The organism is Amycolatopsis sp. NPDC031561 (assembly GCF_055580625.1).
In genome coordinates this window covers 314,320-330,345 of sequence record NZ_JBVILA010000007.1, presented here as the reverse complement: position 1 = coordinate 330,345, position 16,026 = coordinate 314,320, and the positions used below count along the sequence as shown (strand labels likewise).

General features: G+C 68.1%; 13 protein-coding genes and 2 tRNA genes. 4 read left to right on the top strand and 11 right to left on the bottom strand.

Annotated features, from left to right (window positions below):
• Positions 1 to 152 precede the first annotated feature (152 nt).
• The 8 genes from ACZ5IK_RS18345 to ACZ5IK_RS18310 all read right to left on the bottom strand — a co-directional run bounded on the left by ACZ5IK_RS18345 (position 153) and on the right by ACZ5IK_RS18310 (position 6,901).
• The gene (locus ACZ5IK_RS18345) at positions 153 to 1,055 is read right to left on the bottom strand and encodes a TauD/TfdA dioxygenase family protein (RefSeq protein ID WP_465488744.1); all 903 of its coding nucleotides are present in this window, start codon (positions 1,053 to 1,055) and stop codon (positions 153 to 155) included.
• Positions 1,052 to 2,383 (bottom strand): LLM class flavin-dependent oxidoreductase, encoded by a 1,332-nt coding sequence (locus ACZ5IK_RS18340; RefSeq protein WP_101605951.1) that lies wholly within the window; start codon positions 2,381 to 2,383, stop codon positions 1,052 to 1,054. Before ACZ5IK_RS18340 ends, ACZ5IK_RS18345 begins: the two co-directional genes overlap by 4 nt.
• Positions 2,380 to 3,219 (bottom strand): ABC transporter permease, encoded by an 840-nt coding sequence (locus ACZ5IK_RS18335; RefSeq protein ID WP_465488743.1) that lies wholly within the window; start codon positions 3,217 to 3,219, stop codon positions 2,380 to 2,382. The genes ACZ5IK_RS18340 and ACZ5IK_RS18335 overlap by 4 nt, the downstream gene beginning before the upstream one ends.
• Positions 3,216 to 3,977: an ABC transporter ATP-binding protein gene (locus ACZ5IK_RS18330; protein WP_465488742.1), complete on the bottom strand. Its 762-nt coding sequence runs from the start codon at positions 3,975 to 3,977 to the stop codon at positions 3,216 to 3,218. Before ACZ5IK_RS18330 ends, ACZ5IK_RS18335 begins: the two co-directional genes overlap by 4 nt.
• A complete protein-coding gene (locus tag ACZ5IK_RS18325) occupies positions 3,974 to 5,002 on the bottom strand; it encodes an ABC transporter substrate-binding protein (protein ID WP_465488741.1) in 1,029 nt (342 codons plus the stop codon). The genes ACZ5IK_RS18330 and ACZ5IK_RS18325 overlap by 4 nt, the downstream gene beginning before the upstream one ends.
• A gap of 96 nt (positions 5,003 to 5,098) precedes the next feature.
• Entirely contained in the window at positions 5,099 to 6,265 is a 1,167-nt protein-coding gene (locus ACZ5IK_RS18320) for an ROK family protein (RefSeq protein ID WP_465488740.1), read from the bottom strand.
• A gap of 60 nt (positions 6,266 to 6,325) precedes the next feature.
• Positions 6,326 to 6,766 carry a GNAT family N-acetyltransferase gene (locus ACZ5IK_RS18315; protein WP_465488739.1) on the bottom strand — a complete coding sequence of 147 codons (441 nt, stop codon included), beginning with the start codon at positions 6,764 to 6,766 and terminating at the stop codon, positions 6,326 to 6,328.
• A 58-nt stretch (positions 6,767 to 6,824) separates the two neighbouring features.
• Positions 6,825 to 6,901, bottom strand: a tRNA-Pro gene (locus tag ACZ5IK_RS18310).
• 86 nt (positions 6,902 to 6,987) lie between these two features.
• Here ACZ5IK_RS18310 and ACZ5IK_RS18305 point away from each other — a divergent pair.
• Positions 6,988 to 7,061: transfer RNA gene (locus tag ACZ5IK_RS18305), tRNA-Gly, on the top strand.
• A gap of 285 nt (positions 7,062 to 7,346) precedes the next feature.
• Here ACZ5IK_RS18305 and ACZ5IK_RS18300 read toward each other — a convergent pair.
• Entirely contained in the window at positions 7,347 to 11,972 is a 4,626-nt protein-coding gene (locus ACZ5IK_RS18300) for a HAMP domain-containing protein (RefSeq protein ID WP_465488738.1), read from the bottom strand.
• A 184-nt stretch (positions 11,973 to 12,156) separates the two neighbouring features.
• On the opposite strand from ACZ5IK_RS18300, the gene ACZ5IK_RS18295 reads away from it, so the two are divergent.
• The gene (locus ACZ5IK_RS18295; RefSeq protein ID WP_465488737.1) at positions 12,157 to 13,734 is read left to right on the top strand and encodes a SpoIIE family protein phosphatase; all 1,578 of its coding nucleotides are present in this window, start codon (positions 12,157 to 12,159) and stop codon (positions 13,732 to 13,734) included.
• On the opposite strand, the gene ACZ5IK_RS18290 is transcribed toward ACZ5IK_RS18295, so the two are convergent.
• Positions 13,717 to 14,724: a DNA topoisomerase IB gene (locus ACZ5IK_RS18290; RefSeq protein WP_465488736.1), complete on the bottom strand. Its 1,008-nt coding sequence runs from the start codon at positions 14,722 to 14,724 to the stop codon at positions 13,717 to 13,719. The two genes, ACZ5IK_RS18295 and ACZ5IK_RS18290, sit on opposite strands and share 18 nt — an antisense overlap.
• Positions 14,725 to 14,823: 99 nt before the next feature.
• Between ACZ5IK_RS18290 and ACZ5IK_RS18285 the strand changes: the two genes are divergently transcribed.
• Together ACZ5IK_RS18285 and ACZ5IK_RS18280 are read left to right on the top strand one after the other, a co-directional pair.
• The gene (locus tag ACZ5IK_RS18285; RefSeq protein ID WP_465488735.1) at positions 14,824 to 15,366 is read left to right on the top strand and encodes a type 1 glutamine amidotransferase domain-containing protein; all 543 of its coding nucleotides are present in this window, start codon (positions 14,824 to 14,826) and stop codon (positions 15,364 to 15,366) included.
• A 68-nt stretch (positions 15,367 to 15,434) separates the two neighbouring features.
• A complete protein-coding gene (locus tag ACZ5IK_RS18280) occupies positions 15,435 to 15,617 on the top strand; it encodes a hypothetical protein (protein WP_465488734.1) in 183 nt (60 codons plus the stop codon).
• On the opposite strand, the gene ACZ5IK_RS18275 is transcribed toward ACZ5IK_RS18280, so the two are convergent.
• On the bottom strand, positions 15,610 to 16,005 hold the full coding sequence (locus ACZ5IK_RS18275; RefSeq protein ID WP_465488733.1) for a hypothetical protein: 396 nt from the start codon (positions 16,003 to 16,005) through the stop codon (positions 15,610 to 15,612). The two genes, ACZ5IK_RS18280 and ACZ5IK_RS18275, sit on opposite strands and share 8 nt — an antisense overlap.
• Positions 16,006 to 16,026 lie beyond the last annotated feature (21 nt).

Genomic DNA, 16,026 nt, shown 5'->3' with positions numbered 1-16,026 from the left:
AGTATCGCCCACTGCTCATTCGTCAGGTCACCACGCCCCACACGAAGATCATCTCAAACCAAGACACACTTCTAAAACACGCCCTAGTTGCGGTAGTTGCACGCGCAAGGACCGCAACTAGAGGACGAAACGCGGGGGATCAGGACGCGGGATCAGGCGACGGGGGAGTAGTGCGAGGCGTCGCCTTCGAGGGATTCGCTGGGCACTCCGTCGATGCCCACCGGGACGTCGCCCGCCACGGTCACCCGGTTCAGGCGGCGGGGCAGGTCGTCGTAGTTGTCGACGGCGTAGTGCTGGGTGATGCGGTTGTCGAACAGGACCAGCTGGTTCGGCTCCCAGCTCACCCGGACGACGTTCTCCGGCCGCGTCACGTAGGACTGCAGCAGGCGCAGGATGTCGCGCGACTCTCCCTTGGACAGCCCGATGATCCGCTGCGCGAACCCGCCGATGTACAGCCCGCGTTCGCCGGTCACCGGATGCACCCGCACCACCGGGTGCACCGTGCGGAACTTCTGCGAGACGAACACCTTGCGGCGTTCCTGCTCCGCCTCGTCGAGGGTTTCGGGCGCCTTCGCGTAGTCGTAGTCGTTGGTGTGCTCGGCGCGCAGCGTGTCCGCGAACGCCCGGAGCGGCTCGGGCAGGTCACGGTAGGCGGCGGCCGAGTTGGCGATCAGCGTCTCGCCGCCGTAGGGCGGCACGACCAGGCTGCGCAGGGTGCTGGCCTTCGGCGGGTTGTGCACGAAGGTGACGTCGGTGTGCCACTGGTTCGCGCGGCCCTGTTCGCTGTCGACCGGCAGGATGGCGGGCTCGCCGTCGACCGACGGGACGGTCGGGTGCGCCTTCGTCAACTCGCCGAAGTGCTCGGCGAACCGCTGCTGGCCCGCGTCGTCGAGGTCGACATCGCGGAACACGAGCGCCTTGTGCTCGTGCAGGGCGTCGGTCACGAACGCGACGGTCGCGGCGTCGAGTTCCTTGGCCGGATCGACGCCGATGACCTGCGCGCCGATCCTGCCGGTGATCTTGCGGACCTCGACCTGGGTGTTGAGGGCGGTCATGCGGCGTGCTCCTTCACTGGGATTCGGTTGACTGGGCGGGCGAGGCCGTAGTGGCCGCGCAAGGTCGTGGCGGTGTACTCGGTGCGGAACAGCCCGCGCCGCTGGAGTTCCGGGACGACGAGGTCGACGAAGTCCTCGAGCCCGCCGGGCAGCGTGGGCGGCATGACGTTGAAGCCGTCCGCGGCGCCTTCGGTGAACCAGTGCTCCAGCTGGTCGGCGACCTGCGTGGCGGTCCCCGCGAAGACACGGTGTCCTCGGCCGCCGGCCAGCCGCTCGATCAGCTGGCGGATGGTCAGGTTCTCGCGCCTCGCCAGGCCGGTGACCAGCTCGAACCGGCTCTGCGCGCCTTCGGTGAAGGTGCCGACGTCGGGCAGCGGACCGTCGAGCGGATACGGCGTGAGGTCGTGGTCGAGCATGTTCGACAGCTGCCGCACGCCGTACGCGGGCGTGATGAGGGCGTTGAGTTCGGCCTCGCGTTGCTTCGCTTCGGCCTCGGTGCGGCCCAGGATCGGGCTGATCCCCGGCAGGATCTTGATCTCCTCCGGCGAGCGCCCGTACTTGGCGAGCCTGCCCTTGACGTCGTCGTAGAAGGCCTTGCCCTCGGCGAACGTCTGCTGCGCGGTGAACACCGCCTCGGCGAACCGGGCCGCGTATTCCTTGCCCGTCTCGGACGAACCGGCTTGGACCAGCAAAGGATGTCCCTGCACCGGCCGCGGAATGTTCAGCGGGCCGCGCACCTGGAAATGCGGGCCGTTGTGGTCGATCGGGTGGATGAGGTCGGTGTCGGCGTAGACCCCGGTCTCCTTGTCGATCCTGGCCGCGTCGTCGTCCCAGCTGTCCCAGAGTTTCCTGGCCACTTCGACGAATTCGGTGGCGCGTTCGTAGCGCAGCGCGTGCGCCGGCCGGGCGTCGCGGTTGAAGTTGCGGGCCTCGTCCTCACCCGCCGACGTCACGATGTTCCAGCCCGCGCGCCCGCCGCTGAGGTGGTCGAGCGACGCGAACTTCCGTGCCAGGTGGTACGGCTCGTTGTAGGTCGTCGACGCGGTGGCGATGAGGCCGATGTGCTCGGTGGCCCCGGCCAGCGCCGAAAGCAGCGTCAGCGGCTCGAACAGGGTGTGCGAGTTGTAGCGGACGTTGCCCCACAAGGCGACGCCGTCGGCGAGGAACAGCGAATCCAGCTTGCCGCGCTCCGCCGTGCGCGCGATGTCGACATAGTGCTTCAGCGTCGCGGCGCGGCGCGGATCCGTGCTCGGATGCCGCCAGGCGGCCTCGTGATGCCCGTTCGGCATCACGAACGCGTTGAGGTGCAGGTGTTTCTGCGAGGTCATGCCTTCTCCTTGACACGCCAGGTGGAGAATCGCCGCTCCAGTGCGACGAAGCCCGCGTTGATGGCCAGCCCGAGCACCGACACCGTGATGATCGCGGCGTACATCTGCTGGATCTGGAAGTTGACCTGGGAGTTGTTGATCAGATAGCCGAGCCCGGCCTTGGCACCGACCATTTCGGCGGCGATCAGGATGAGGATCGAGTACGCCGCCGCCATCCGGATACCGGTGAAGATCGTCGGCACCGCCGACGGCAGGATCACCTTCCGGAACAGGCTCGGACTCGACAGCCCGAGCGAACGCGCGGCCTTGACCAGCAAGGGATCCACGGTGTTCACCCCGGCGATCGTGTTGAGCAGCACCGGCCAGACGCAGGCGTAGACGATCAGCGCGATCTTGGACACCTCGCCGATCCCGAGCAGGAGCGTGAACACCGGCAGCAGGGCCAGCGCGGCGGTGTTGCGGGCCAGCTCCAGCAACGGGTTCAGGAATTCGGCGAGCGGGCGGTACCAGGCGATCAGCAGCCCGAGCGGGACCGAGACGGCCACCGCGATCACGAACCCGGCGGCGGACCGGCCGAGGCTCGCCAGCAGATGATCGGCCAGCTGCCCGTTGAGGACCAGCTCCCAGAGCGCGACGAGATCTTCCGACAGCGGCGGAAGGAAGGTCCGCGTGCCTTCGTCGAGGACGAAGCGGGGAGCGAGTTCCCAGACGGCGAGGAAGAGCAGGATCGCCGCCGAGCTGCGGAAGGCCTTGCTCAGCCGGTTCTTCTTCTTGCGAGGTGGCTCGGCGACCTTCGGTCCGGTGTGGACGGCAGGCGCTTCGAGGGTGGTGGTCACGCGGCCCTCCGGATCTCGTCGTGCAGGAGTTCCCACAGTTGGTGGCGATGCGCGACGAACGCGGGAGCCGACCGCAGGTCGTCGTTCGAGCGGTCGCCGAGGTCGATGTCGACGACGTCCTTGAGCCTGCCCGGCCGCGAGGTGAGCACCGCGACCCTCTGTCCTAAGTAGACGGCTTCTTCGATGCTGTGCGTGATGAACACGATGGTCTTGCCGGTGCGGCCCCAGATCCGTCGCAGTTCTTCCTGCAGCAGCTCGCGGGTCTGCGAGTCCAGCGCGGCGAACGGCTCGTCCATCAGCAGCACGTCGGGGTCGTAGGCGAGGCTTCTCGCGATCGCGACACGTTGCTTCATCCCGCCGGAAAGCTGGTGGGGGAGATGGTCCTCGAAGCCGGAAAGCCCGACCAGGTCGAGGAATTCCCGTGCCCGTTCGGCGCGCTGCCGTTTGGTGAGCGTGCCGCCTTCGAGGCCGAACTCGACGTTGGCGCGTGCGGTGCGCCAGGGGAACAGGGCGTACTGCTGGAACACGACCCCGCGGTCCAGGCCCGGTCCGGTGATGGGCTTCCCGTCGATCAGGACCTCGCCGGAGCTCGGCTTCGCGAGGCCGCCGAGCAGGTCGAGCAGGGTCGATTTGCCGGACCCGCTCGGCCCGACGAGCGACAGGAACGTGCCGTCCTCGATGTCGAGGGAGACATCGTCCAGCGCGGTCAGCGCGCCGAAGGTCTTGGTGACCGAGCGAAGGCTGATCTTGGCGGTCATGCGCCACCGCCTTCGCGGAAGGGGTTGAATTCGTTGGTGTAGAGCTTCTTCAGGTCGACCTGGTCGTTCTTGATGAACCCGGACTGCTTGAGCCAGTCCGTCCAGAGCGTGTAGTCGTTGTCGGAGATCAGCCCGCCCTTGGTGACGCCGGTGCTCTTCCAGTACTTGAGCGTTTCGGTGTTCTCGTTGCGGCCGCGGTTCTGGATGATCTTGGTGAACCGGGCGATCACCTCGTCGCGCGGCGTGGTGCGCGCCCATTCGATCGCCTTGGCGACGCCGGCGACGAAGGTCTTCGTGGTCTCCGGGTACTTCTTGATGAAGTCGGTCCGCAGCACGTACGGCCCGCCGTTGTAGGGACCGAACGCCTCGACGTCCTTCACGATGGGCCGCAGGCCGCCGACGGCGGTCGCGCGGTCCTGTAGCACGCCGTTGAGCGCCGCGACGTCGATCTGGCCGTTGCGCAGGGCCTGTTCGGTGTTGATCGGCGGCAGGACGACCAGTTGCACCTGGTCGATCTCGGCGTCGGAGAGGCCCTGGCGCTTGAGCCAGGTGTCGAGGGCGGCCTCCAGGTTCGCGCCGACGGTGTTGACGCCGACCTTCTTGCCGATGAGGTCGCGAGGGTTGCGGATCGGGCTGTCTTCCTTGACGTAGAAGCCCAAGAAGGTCTTCTCGTCGGAGCCGTAGTAGTTGACGACGGCCTTGATCGGGGCGCCGGCGTCGACGAGTTTGGCGACCGCGCCGGTGAAGGCACCGCCGAAATCGGTCTGATCGGTCGCGGCGGACTGGATGTCCTGCGGTCCGCTGATCGTGTTCCCGACCCACTTGAGCTTGACCGGGCCGAAGTAGCCGAGGTCTTCGGCGAGTTCGGGGAACGTGACGTTGTTCGCCGATCCCTGGTAACGGAGTTCGAGCTTCTCCGGCTGTCCGGCGACACTCGCCGGGCTCGCGGACGCGCCGCAGCCCGACAGCGCCACCCCGGCGAGAAGCACGGCGGCCGCGGCGAGTAAGGGCACTGGTTTCTTCACGGTGGGCTCTTTCGTTCGGGTTCGCGTCGTTGAAGGAGATTCTTCGCAGGCCCGGTGGAGAGCGTCAATTTTGCGATTAAATGAAGTAACCCCGGCTCAAGAAGCGTTGGCGAGCTTCGTGAAAAGCGGATCTTCGTAGAGGACGTTCAGCATGACGGCGCCACCGGCCGTAGCCAGCTCGGTACCCGGAAAGCTCGACGCCACAACATTTTTCGTCGCGTCCTGGCAGATCCAGGATCGCTGGGAGACCTCGTCCCGGATCGTGGAAAGGCAGCCTTCGACGTCGCGTACACTCTGATCGAGAACGATGAGAATTTCCGGATTGAGGACGTCGAAGAGCAAGGCGGCGGCCTGTCCGATTATTCGCGCACGCTCGTGGAAAATAGCGATGGCAGCCGAATTTCCCGATGCCGCCAAATGGAGCACGCCGGTGAAATCCGGTTCTTCGATGATTCGCGCTTCGACGGCTTTGCGGGCGACCGTCCGCTCGGACACCGTGGCCTCGAGACAACCGGAACGTCCGCAGCGACACGGTTCTTCACTGTCGTCGACCCGCAGATGCGCGACGGCGCCCGCCGCCGAACGAGGACCATGATGGACGGTGTCGCCGGTGGCGAAGGCGGCGTCGACCACGTTGCCGGTGAACAACTGCACGACACTGCTGCGCGCTCTCGGCTGCCCCAGCAGGCGTTCGGCGTGGATGAGCGCCCGCGAATGCCCGTCGACCCGGACGTCGAGACCGGTGACCTCCGTGAGCAGCTCGCGCAACGGAACCCCGTGCCAGCCGAGCAAACCGTGCTCCACCACCGTCCCCGAGGCCTCGTCGACCCACCCGCCGGTCGCCACGCCCAGCCCGAGCGGCGTCCGCTCCGGCGCGTGTCCGATGAGGAGGTCGTCGAGCAACTCCGCGATCTGCGCGACCTGGACGGCGGGCTCGGCGCCGTGATGCGGGGCCTCCTGCTGGGCCAGCACTTTCCCGCGCAGATCCAGCAACCCGACGGTGAGATGGTCGACCGCGATATGCGCGCCGCCCACCACGAACCGCTCGGTGTCGAGCTCCAGCGGCACATGCGGCCTGCCGACCGCGCCGGCGACCTCGGGCAGCTCGATGAGGAACCCCCGGCGCATCAGCTCCGCCACATGCCCCGTGACGGCCGCCGCGGACAGCCCGGTGCGGCGCGCGATGGTGCTGCGCGCTATCGCCCCTTCGTCCAGCACCACGCGGAGCACCGCGCTGGCACTGGCGCTCCGCCTGCCGGTCACGGTGCCGATGTTCGCAAGCGGGTGCCGAGGGGCCTAGGGCTCTCAGCATCCGGGAGCTGGTCAGACGGTCAACTGGCGCACGAACCTGGCGCTTTGTTCGCAGCGGTCCTCGTAGCCGCGCGCCCGGTAGAAGGCGTGCGCGCCGGTCCGATGGCGGGAGCTGGTGACCTCCATGAAGTTGCAGCCCCAGCGCTGCGCCTCCGCTTCGGCCGCGGCGACCAGCTCGCGGCCGACCCCCGTGCCGCGCTGGGTCTCGTCCACGACCAGGGTCACGATCCGGCCGCCGGAGCCTTCCTTCTCGAGAAGGGGGATCGCGACCACCGCGACGACGCCGATCACGCCGTCGTCCGACACGGCGACGAGCGCGGCACCCTCGGGATGACGGGCCCAGCGTTCGAGCCGACGGCGCACGTCGGCCTCGTTGTTGTCCGGGTAGCCCAGCTCGGTGAGCAGCGCGGTCACGGTGGGGGCGTCGGTGCTGCGGGCCGGGCGGATCTCCACGGGCTCTCCTCTTGCGTTCCGGACCGAAAAAGGCCGGACCCGCAGGTCCGGCCTCATCTGGTCGGGATGACAGGATTTGAACCTGCGACCCTTCGCTCCCAAAGCGAATGCGCTACCAAGCTGCGCCACATCCCGTGACTTCCCCGATCTTGCCGGGGGGTGTGCACACAGCCTAGCGGGTCACGCTAAGCTGTTTTCGCACCCGGGTCCTCCGGGTGCATGCGGGTGTAGCTCAATGGTAGAGCCCTAGTCTTCCAAACTAGCTACGCGGGTTCGATTCCCGTCACCCGCTCCACAGTTTCAAACGAGACCCGCAGGCACTCTGGCCTGCGGGTTCTTTCATGTTCGGGACCGGGAGTTCGAGACAGACCCTGCTGACGCCGCCGTGGGTCGTGAGTGGCCGCGGTGTCCGTGAAGGACTCCTTGAGGGACCCAGGGTCCCTCAAAGTTCCCCTCACTCGCCCAGAACAGGCCCGGAACAGCACCCTTAGCCTCAGCAACCTCACGAGACCCAGCGACGGCGCGTGAAGGACCCCTTCACGTACTTCAAGCGACCAGCGGGCGACCGCAGTCCGCGGCCTCAGTCCGAAGTGTCCGCAGGGACAACGGCCTGCGAGAGGCCGCTCGAGGCGGCATCCGCTTCCAGGTGCGCCGCGATCAGGTCCAGCAGCCGGTCCGTGTCGACAGGCTTGGTGACGTAGTCGTCCGCTCCCGAGGCCAAGGTCCGCGCCTTGTCCTCCGCGGTCGCCTTCGCGGTGACGGCGATCACGGGCAGGTCCTCGTGCGCGGCTTCGGCGCGGATCGCGGTGATCGTGGCGTTGCCGTCCAGTTCGGGCATCATCACGTCCATCAGCACCAGCGCGGTGTCCTCGTGCCGTTCCAGGGCCCGGATGCCCGCGACGCCGGTCTCGGCGTAGATGACTTCCAGGCCGTTGCGTTCCAGGACGGCGGCCAGCGCGAAGACGTTGCGCAGGTCGTCGTCGACGATCAGGATCTTCTCGCCGTGGAACCGCAGCGACGAGGTCACCGGGATCACCTGCGGGACGGCCATGATCAGCGGGACGCCGCTCGCCTGCGTGGTCGGGACGATCAGGTTCGACGCGCTCACCGGCAGGTACAGGGTGAACGTGCTGCCCTTGCCGGGTTCGCTGCGGACGCGCAGTTCGCCGCCGAGCAGTTCCGTCAGCTGCTGGCTGATCGACAGGCCCAGCCCGGTGCCGCCGTACTTGCGGCTGGTGGTGCCGTCGGCCTGGCGGAACGCGTCGAAGATGATCGCGAGTTTGTCCGGCGCGATGCCGATTCCGGTGTCTTCGACGGCGAACGCGAGGACACCGGGGGCCTGGCGGAGCGAGTCGGCTTCGACCTCGCCCTGGTCGGCCATGCGGATGTGCAGGCGCACGGCGCCCTCGTCGGTGAACTTCGCCGCGTTGGACAGCAGGTTCCGGAGCACCTGCTGCAAACGGTGTTCGTCGGTGTGGATCGACGACGGCACCGGCGGGTCGATCAGGACGGCGAATTCCAGGCCCTTGTCCGAAGTCAGCGGCCGGCAGATCGATTCGACGTACTCGACCACTTCCGGCAGCGTGACGTCGGACATCTGCAGATCGAGATGCCCGGCTTCGACCTTGGCCATGTCGAGGATGTCGTTGATCAGCTGTTGCAGGTCGCTGCCCGCCGAGTAGATCGTCCGCGCGAACTGGATCTGCTTCTCCGACAGGTTCCCGTCCGGGTTCTCCGAAAGCAGTTTCGCGAGGATCAGCGCGCTGTTGAGCGGAGTCCGCAGTTCGTGCGACATGTTCGCCATGAACTCGGACTTGTACTGCGACGCCATGGTCAGCTGCCCGGCGCGCTCTTCGAGTTCCTGTCGCGCCTGCTCGATCTCGCTGTTCTTGACCTCGATGTCGCGGTTCTGCTGCGCCAGCAGTGCCGCCTTCTCCGCCAGATCCGTGTTCGACCGGCGCAGTTCCCGTTGCTGCGCCTGCAACTGCTCGGACCGCGCGCGCAGTTCCTGTGCCAGGCGCTGGGATTCGGTCAGCAGCGCCTCGGTGCGCGAGTTGGACTGGATGGTGCTGACGTTGACCGCGATGGTCTCCTTCAGCTGCTCCAGCAGGTCGATGTGGACGGTGCTGAACGCATTGATCGTCGCCAGTTCCAGCACACCGAGCACCTCGCCCTGGAACAGCACCGGCAGCACGATCACGTTCACCGGCGCGGCCGAGCCCAGTCCCGACGAGATGAGCGCGTACTCCGGCGGGGCCTCGTGGACCAGGATCGTGCGCCGGTCGACGGCGGCCTGGCCGATGAGCGACTCGCCGGGGGAGAACCGAAGGCCCGCTTGGGATTTCGCCAGCCCGTAGGTGGCGATGCTCTCCAGGACCGTTTCGTCCTGCTCGTCTTCGCGCGCGAGGAAGAACGCGCCCTGCTGCGCGGACACCAGCGGCGTCAGCTCGGACAGGATCAGCGAAGCCACCGAAGCGAGATCGCGGTGGCCCTGCATGAGCGCGGACAGCCGGGCGAGGTTGGTCTTGAGCCAGTCCTGTTCGCGGTTCGCCCGGGTGGTCTCCTTCAGGTTCGCGATCATCTGGTTGATGTTGTCCTTGAGTTCGGCCACCTCCCCGGACGCGTCGACGGTGATGTGCCGGGTCAGATCGCCCGCGGTCACCGCGGTGGCCACCTGCGCAATCGCCCGCACCTGGGTGGTCAGGTTCCCGGCCAGCTGGTTCACGCTCTCGGTCAGCCGCGACCACGTCCCGGCGACCCCGGGCACCTCCGCCTGTCCGCCGAGCGTGCCGTCCGTGCCGACCTCGCGCGCGACACGCGTGACTTCGGAGGCGAAGGACGACAGCTGGTCGACCATCGTGTTGATGGTCGTCTTGAGTTCGAGGATTTCGCCGCGGGCGTCGATGTCGATCTTCTTCGACAGGTCGCCCTGGGCCACCGCGGTGGTCACCGTCGCGATGCTGCGGACCTGGCCGGTCAGGTTGTCGGCCATGACGTTCACGTTGTCCGTCAAGGCTTTCCACGTGCCCGCCACGTTCGGGACGCGGGCCTGGCCGCCGAGGATGCCTTCGGTACCGACCTCGCGCGCGACCCGGGTGACCTCGTCGGCGAACGCGCGCAGCGTCTCGACCATGCTGTTGATCGTCTCGGCGAGGACGGCGACCTCGCCTTGGGCGTCGATCGCGATCTTCTTCGACAGGTCGCCGTTCGCCACCGCCGTCGTCACCGTGGCGATGCTCCGCACCTGATCGGTGAGGTTGTCGGCCATGACGTTGACGTTGTCGGTGAGGTCCTTCCAGGTCCCGGCGACGCCGCGCACCTGTGCCTGGCCGCCGAGCTTGCCCTCGGTGCCGACCTCGCGGGAGACGCGGGTGACTTCGTCGGCGAACGCGGACAGCTGGTCGACCATGATGTTGACGGTGTTCTTGAGCTCCAGGATCTCACCGCGCGCGTCGACGATGATCTTCTGCGTCAGATCGCCCTTGGCCACCGCCGTGGTGACCTGGGCGATGTTCCGCACCTGGTCGGTCAGGTTGTTCGCCATGAAGTTGACGTTGTCGGTCAGGTCCTTCCAGGTCCCGGCCACACCGGGCACCTGTGCCTGGCCGCCGAGCCGCCCGTCGCTGCCGACTTCGCGGGCGACTCGGGTGACCTCGTCCGCGAACGACGACAGCTGATCCACCATGGTGTTCAGCGTGTTCTTGAGTTCGAGGATCTCGCCCTTGGCGTCGACGGCGATCTTCTGCGACAGGTCGCCCTTCGCCACCGCCGTCGCCACCTGGGCGATGTTCCGCACCTGCGCGGTGAGGTTGTTCGCCATGAAGTTGACCGACCCGGTGAGGTCGCGCCAGGTCCCGGCGACCCCGGGCACCTGCGCCTGCCCGCCGAGCTGACCTTCCGTACCGACTTCGCGTGCCACTCGCGTGACTTCGTCGGCGAAGGACGACAGCTGGTCGACCATCGTGTTGACGGTCGTCTTCAGTTCGAGGATCTCGCCGCGCGCGTCGACCGTGATCTTCTGTGTCAGGTCGCCCTTGGCCACGGCGGTGGTGACCTGGGCGATGTTGCGGACCTGGTCGGTCAGGTTGTCCGCCATCTGGTTCACCGAGTCGGTGAGCCCGCGCCAGGTGCCCGCGACGCCCGGCACGGTCGCCTGGCCGCCGAGACGCCCTTCGCTGCCGACCTCGCGCGCGACCCGGGTGACTTCGTCGGCGAAGGACGAGAGCTGGTCGACCATGGTGTTCAGGGTGTTCTTGAGTTCTAGGATCTCGCCCTTGGCGTCAACGTTGATCTTCTGCGACAGATCGCCCTTGGCCACGGCGGTGGCGACCTGGGCGATGTTGCGGACCTGGTCGGTCAGGTTGTCCGCCATCAGGTTCACCGAGTCGGTGAGGTCGCGCCACGTGCCGGCCGCGCCGGGGACCTGCGCCTGGCCGCCGAGACGGCCTTCGCTACCCACCTCGCGCGAGACGCGGGTGACTTCGTCGGCGAACGACGAGAGCTGGTCGACCATGATGTTGACGGTGTTCTTGAGCTCCAGGATCTCGCCGCGCGCGTCGACGTTGATCTTCTGGGTCAGGTCTCCCCGCGCCACGGCGGTGGTGACCTGGGCGATGTTGCGGACCTGGTCGGTCAGGTTGCTGGCCATGACGTTGACGTTGTCGGTGAGATCACGCCAGGTGCCCGCCACGCCGGGGACCTCGGCCTGTCCGCCGAGCCGTCCTTCGGTGGCGATCTCGCGGGCCACTCTGGTGACCTCGGTCGCGAACCGGGAAAGCTGTTTGATCAGGCCGTTCAGTGTCTTCGCGACCTCGGCGAACTGACCCTGCAGCGGCCGCCCGCCGACCTCCAGGGGCATCGGCTCCGAAAGATCGCCCTCGGCGACCGCGCCCAGGACGCGGTTGAGCTCGGCAGTGGGCCTGCTCACGTCCTCGATCAGCCCGTTGACGACGTCGACCGCGGTCGCCCAGCCGCCGGGACCGATCTCGGCCGCGACGCGCTCGGTCAGCCTGCCTTCCTTGCCGACCGCTTCGCGGACGCGCAGGAGCTCGGTCACCAGTCGCTGGTTGCGTTCGGCGATGTCGTTGAAGGCGCCCGCGAGCTGGGCCGCGAGCCCGTCGCCGTGTGCCACGAACCGTCGCCGGAAGTTGCCGTCCCCGAGGTCACGAGCCGCCGCGAGCAGGCGTTCCAGAGTCGCTTCGTCCACCTGGGCGCCACCACCTTCCACGGGGGTCCGGTCCCTTTGGGAGTGCTGTGTCATCTGTGTCGACCCTCTCCACCACGCATGCCAAGCCATGGTCGTCGCATCAGCGTGCCATGATTCGACCTACACTTCGAGCCAGTCCGCCCGCTCACGCTGCGCTACCCGCCAGGCAGGAGGAGGTCCGGGAATGGTGTCACGGCCCGCCCCGGCCTCGACGTCGCTCCCCTCGGAGCCGTCGCCCACGACGAGCGAGAGCGCGCTGCCCGAATCCGGGAGGTTCTGGCGCGAGCTGCTCGAAGACGTGCGTGACGCCGTGCTCGTGCAGGACGTCGGCGGCGCGCTGCGCTGGTCGAATCCCGCCGCCCGCGAGCTGTTCGGCGGCGGCCGCCCGATACTGACCGCCGAAGGCCCCGACGTCGGGCATGTCGAGCACACCGGCCGCCGGTTCCCCGCGCGCATCCGGACCCTGCCCGGCGGCTGGCACGCCTGGACGGTGACCTCCGAGGTCGCGGCCGACGGCCCGCGCGTCGACGGCTTCCTCGCCACTTCGGCGCCCCGGCTGGCCTCAGCCCGGGGGCGGCACGGGACGGCGAAGGTGATCGCCGAGGTCGCCGCCGCCGAACTCGCAGACTGTGTGTTCGTCCTGCTGCCGACCACCCGGGGGCGGTGGGAGTGGTGGAGCTGCGACCACCGCACCAGCCACGGGCACGGCCGGATCCGCCGCGTCCCGGCCCAGCTGGCGCCGGTGCTCGCCGGCACCTTCGCCTCCACCGAGGAGCCCGAGGCCAAGGCCGTGCCGGAGGAAGAGGTCGCGACGTTGCCCGCGGTCGTCGCGGAGCGCCTCGCCGGCCATTCGTCGGTCACCGTGGTCTCACTGGGCCTCGACGGCGGCGCCGGGGTCACCGGCGCGGTCCTGCTCGGCAGGCGCGGCGCGCCCGCGTTCGGCGACGACCACCCGCGCGCGGTGACCGAGTTCGCCCGGGCGGCCGGGACGGCGCTGGCGAACGCGCATCGCTACGCCCGCCAGGAAGAGGCCACCCGCGGCCTGGAGACCACGCTGCGCCCGACTCCGCCGCCCGACGTTCCCGGCGTCAAGTTCGACGTCTGGTACGAGCCGTCGAGCGGCCTGCTCGACGTCGGTGGCGACTTCTACGACGTCCTCCCGAGAGAAGACGGCGGCGCGATGTACGTGCTCGGCGACGTCTGCGGCAAGGGAGCCGAGGCGGCCGCGCTCACGGGCAGGGTCCGGCAGACCCTCGCCGCGCTCAATCTCGTCGAGCACGACAACACGACGTTGCTGAGCCTGCTCAACTCCTTGCTCATCACCGGCGGCAGCGGCCGGTTCGCCACGCTGGTGCTCGGTTCGGTGCTGGCAGGCGAGGACGGTCTCGCCGTCACTTTGGCTTCCGGCGGGCATCCCGCGCCGCTGGTGGTGCGCCGACGCGGCGGGGTCGACGAGATCACCCTGCCCGGCACGCTGGTCGGGATCTCCCCGCAGGCCCGGTTCGCCGAGACGACGATCCGGCTGGCCGAGGGCGACGTCTGCCTGCTCTACACCGACGGGATCACCGAGGCGCGCCATCACGAGCGGCCGTCGGACTTGTTCGGGGACGAGCGCCTGCGCGAACTGCTGACCGGCTGCCGGGGCCTGTCCGGCCGCGACGTGGTCGCCCGGGTGCGTTCGGCGGTGCGGGAATGGCTCGGCAGCGGGACGCACGACGACATCGCCGTCCTCGCCATCGAGGCCTCACGACCCGCGCAGTAGCCGCAGCACCGCCCGCTCCACGATGTCACGCGCCTCGTTCGGGTCGGTGACCTTCTCCGCCCGCCTTGCCGCGCGGGCGATCGTCTTGTCCTGCTGGTACGCCGTAATCACTCGAGGGTCCACATAGGACCTCCGGGCGACGGCCGGGGTGTTGCCGAGACCTTCCGCGACCTCGGTCATCACGGCCTTCTCGACGCGTTTCAGACCGCGCTGGCTGGACGGCTTCTCCAGCGCCGCAAAGGCGGACGCGGCGAGCACGGTCGCGTTCCAGGTGCGCAGGTCCTTCGCGGAGAAGCCATCGCCCACGAGTTCCCTGAGCCGCTCGTTGATGTCGTCGGCCCTCACCTCGTGCCAACCTTCCTTGCCGCGATAGGCGAGCAGGCGGACGTCGCCACCCCGTTCCCGCCGGAGCGACCGGACCAGCCGCACGAGTCCCTCGTCGCGTAACCGCACCTTGCGCTGGATCCCGTGTTTCGCCGGATAGTCGCAGACCAGGCAGTCACTGTGGAGCTCGACGTGTTCGCACAACAGGGTCGCCACCCCGTGCGTGCCGTGCTCGTCGGCGTAGCTCTCGCCGCCGGTCCGGAACACACCGAGGTCGATCATGCGCAGGGCCCCGGCGAGGACACGATGGCGAGTGAGCCCTCGGGAGTGGAGGTCCTCCTGGACCACCTCACGCAGTTTGGGAAGCCTCCGCGCCAACGCCAGGACCCGTTCGTGCTTTTCCTCGTCCCGCGCCCGGCGCCAGTCGGCGTGGTAGAGGTATTGCTTACGCCCGGCATCGTCCACACCGACGGCTTGGATATGCGCGTTGTCGTGCGGGGAGATCCACACCTTCCGCCACGCGGGCGGGATCGCCAGCTGGTTGATCCGCTCGATCGTTTCCTTGTCCTTCAGCGGCTCGCCGTCCGAGGTCAGATAGCCGAAGCCACGGCCTCTGCGCCGTCTTCGGATGCCGGGGGACCCGAGGTCCGCTCGCCGTAGTCGCATGCGGCCGGGATACCCCCGGTGATCGCGCTTCATACCGGTGATTCGACCGGGCCGGTGCGGGGTAGCCCGGGGGCGAAGCCGACTTGAGGAGGAAACCCGATGGCGACATCACTGAACGGACGCCGAGTGGCCATTCTCGCCGCGGACGGCGTGGAACAGGTCGAACTGGTCGAACCGCGCAAAGCGGTCACCGATGCCGGGGCGACGGCCGAGGTCGTCTCCCTGGAAACCGGGGAGATCCAGGCCATGAACGGCGACATCGACAAGGCGGACAAGTTCACCGTGGACCGCGTCGTCAAGGACGTCACGGTCGACGACTTCGACGCCCTCGTTCTGCCTGGCGGCACGATGAATCCGGACAATCTGCGCGCGGATGAGAACGCGGTGCGGTTCGTCCGCGATTTCGTGAACAGCGGCAAACCGGTCGGGGTCATCTGTCACGGGCCGTGGACGCTGGTCGAGGCCGACGTCGTCCGCGGTCGCACGCTCACGTCGTATCCCAGCGTCCGCACCGACATCCGCAATGCCGGCGGCACGGTCGTCGACCAGGAGGTCGTCAACGACAACGGCTTGATCTCCAGCCGGAATCCCGATGACCTGCCCGCGTTCTGTGCCGCGATCGTGTCCGAATTCGGCAAGTGAGTCCGGGTAAACGAGTGGCGCTCGTCACATAATTGAGGGAGTCTGGTGGTAGAGAAGGAGGTGCCGCGATGACCGTGCATTCGAGACGCTACGGCCGTTGGTGCCGTGAGCATTTCGACACCGAACCGGAGACCGGAGGGCAGCGGCCCGCCGGTCAGGCCGTGGAAGCCGCCGCGACCGTCACCGACGCCCAGGCCGAGCAGGCCCAGGCCGGTGACGCCCCGCGGGGGAAGCCGGATTCGCTCAACTGAGTGTTCGCCGGTACCAGACCCGTTTCGGCCCGGGGATGCCGATCCGGGTGATGAGGTCGGTGAGCACGCCGCTGATGATGAGCCACAGCAGGGCGGCCAGCCCGTCGTTGAGCAGGGTGCGCAGCTTCGCCCCGTCCGGGGTGAAGAGGTTGCGCAGGCCCAGCGAGACCCCTCGCGACCATTGGTCGATCAACTGCGCGAAACCGTTGCCCGCGTTGGCCTCGCCGAACACCAGCAGGATGTGCACGACGAGCACCAGTGCGAACACCGAGCACACGGCGCGGATGAGGGCGTTGACGACGCGGACGACGCGGATCCGGGCGGGTGTCCGTTCGACGATCTCCTCTTGGGGCACCTGAGGCTCACGCGGGTCGTTGATGTAGGTCATCGCCGTCTCCCATCATCGTCC

Bases quoted from the DNA above. Each gene is read 5' to 3' on its own strand.
- ACZ5IK_RS18295 (WP_465488737.1), top strand. From the start codon at position 12,157: ATGGTGTCACGGCCCGCCCCGGCCTCGACGTCGCTCCCCTCGGAGCCG.
- ACZ5IK_RS18285 (WP_465488735.1), top strand. From the start codon at position 14,824: ATGGCGACATCACTGAACGGACGCCGAGTGGCCATTCTCGCCGCGGAC.
- ACZ5IK_RS18340 (WP_101605951.1), bottom strand. From the start codon at position 2,383: ATGACCTCGCAGAAACACCTGCACCTCAACGCGTTCGTGATGCCGAAC.
- ACZ5IK_RS18280 (WP_465488734.1), top strand. From the start codon at position 15,435: ATGACCGTGCATTCGAGACGCTACGGCCGTTGGTGCCGTGAGCATTTC.
- ACZ5IK_RS18290 (WP_465488736.1), bottom strand. From the start codon at position 14,724: ATGCGACTACGGCGAGCGGACCTCGGGTCCCCCGGCATCCGAAGACGG.
- ACZ5IK_RS18275 (WP_465488733.1), bottom strand. From the start codon at position 16,005: ATGACCTACATCAACGACCCGCGTGAGCCTCAGGTGCCCCAAGAGGAG.
- ACZ5IK_RS18330 (WP_465488742.1), bottom strand. From the start codon at position 3,977: ATGACCGCCAAGATCAGCCTTCGCTCGGTCACCAAGACCTTCGGCGCG.
- ACZ5IK_RS18345 (WP_465488744.1), bottom strand. From the start codon at position 1,055: ATGACCGCCCTCAACACCCAGGTCGAGGTCCGCAAGATCACCGGCAGG.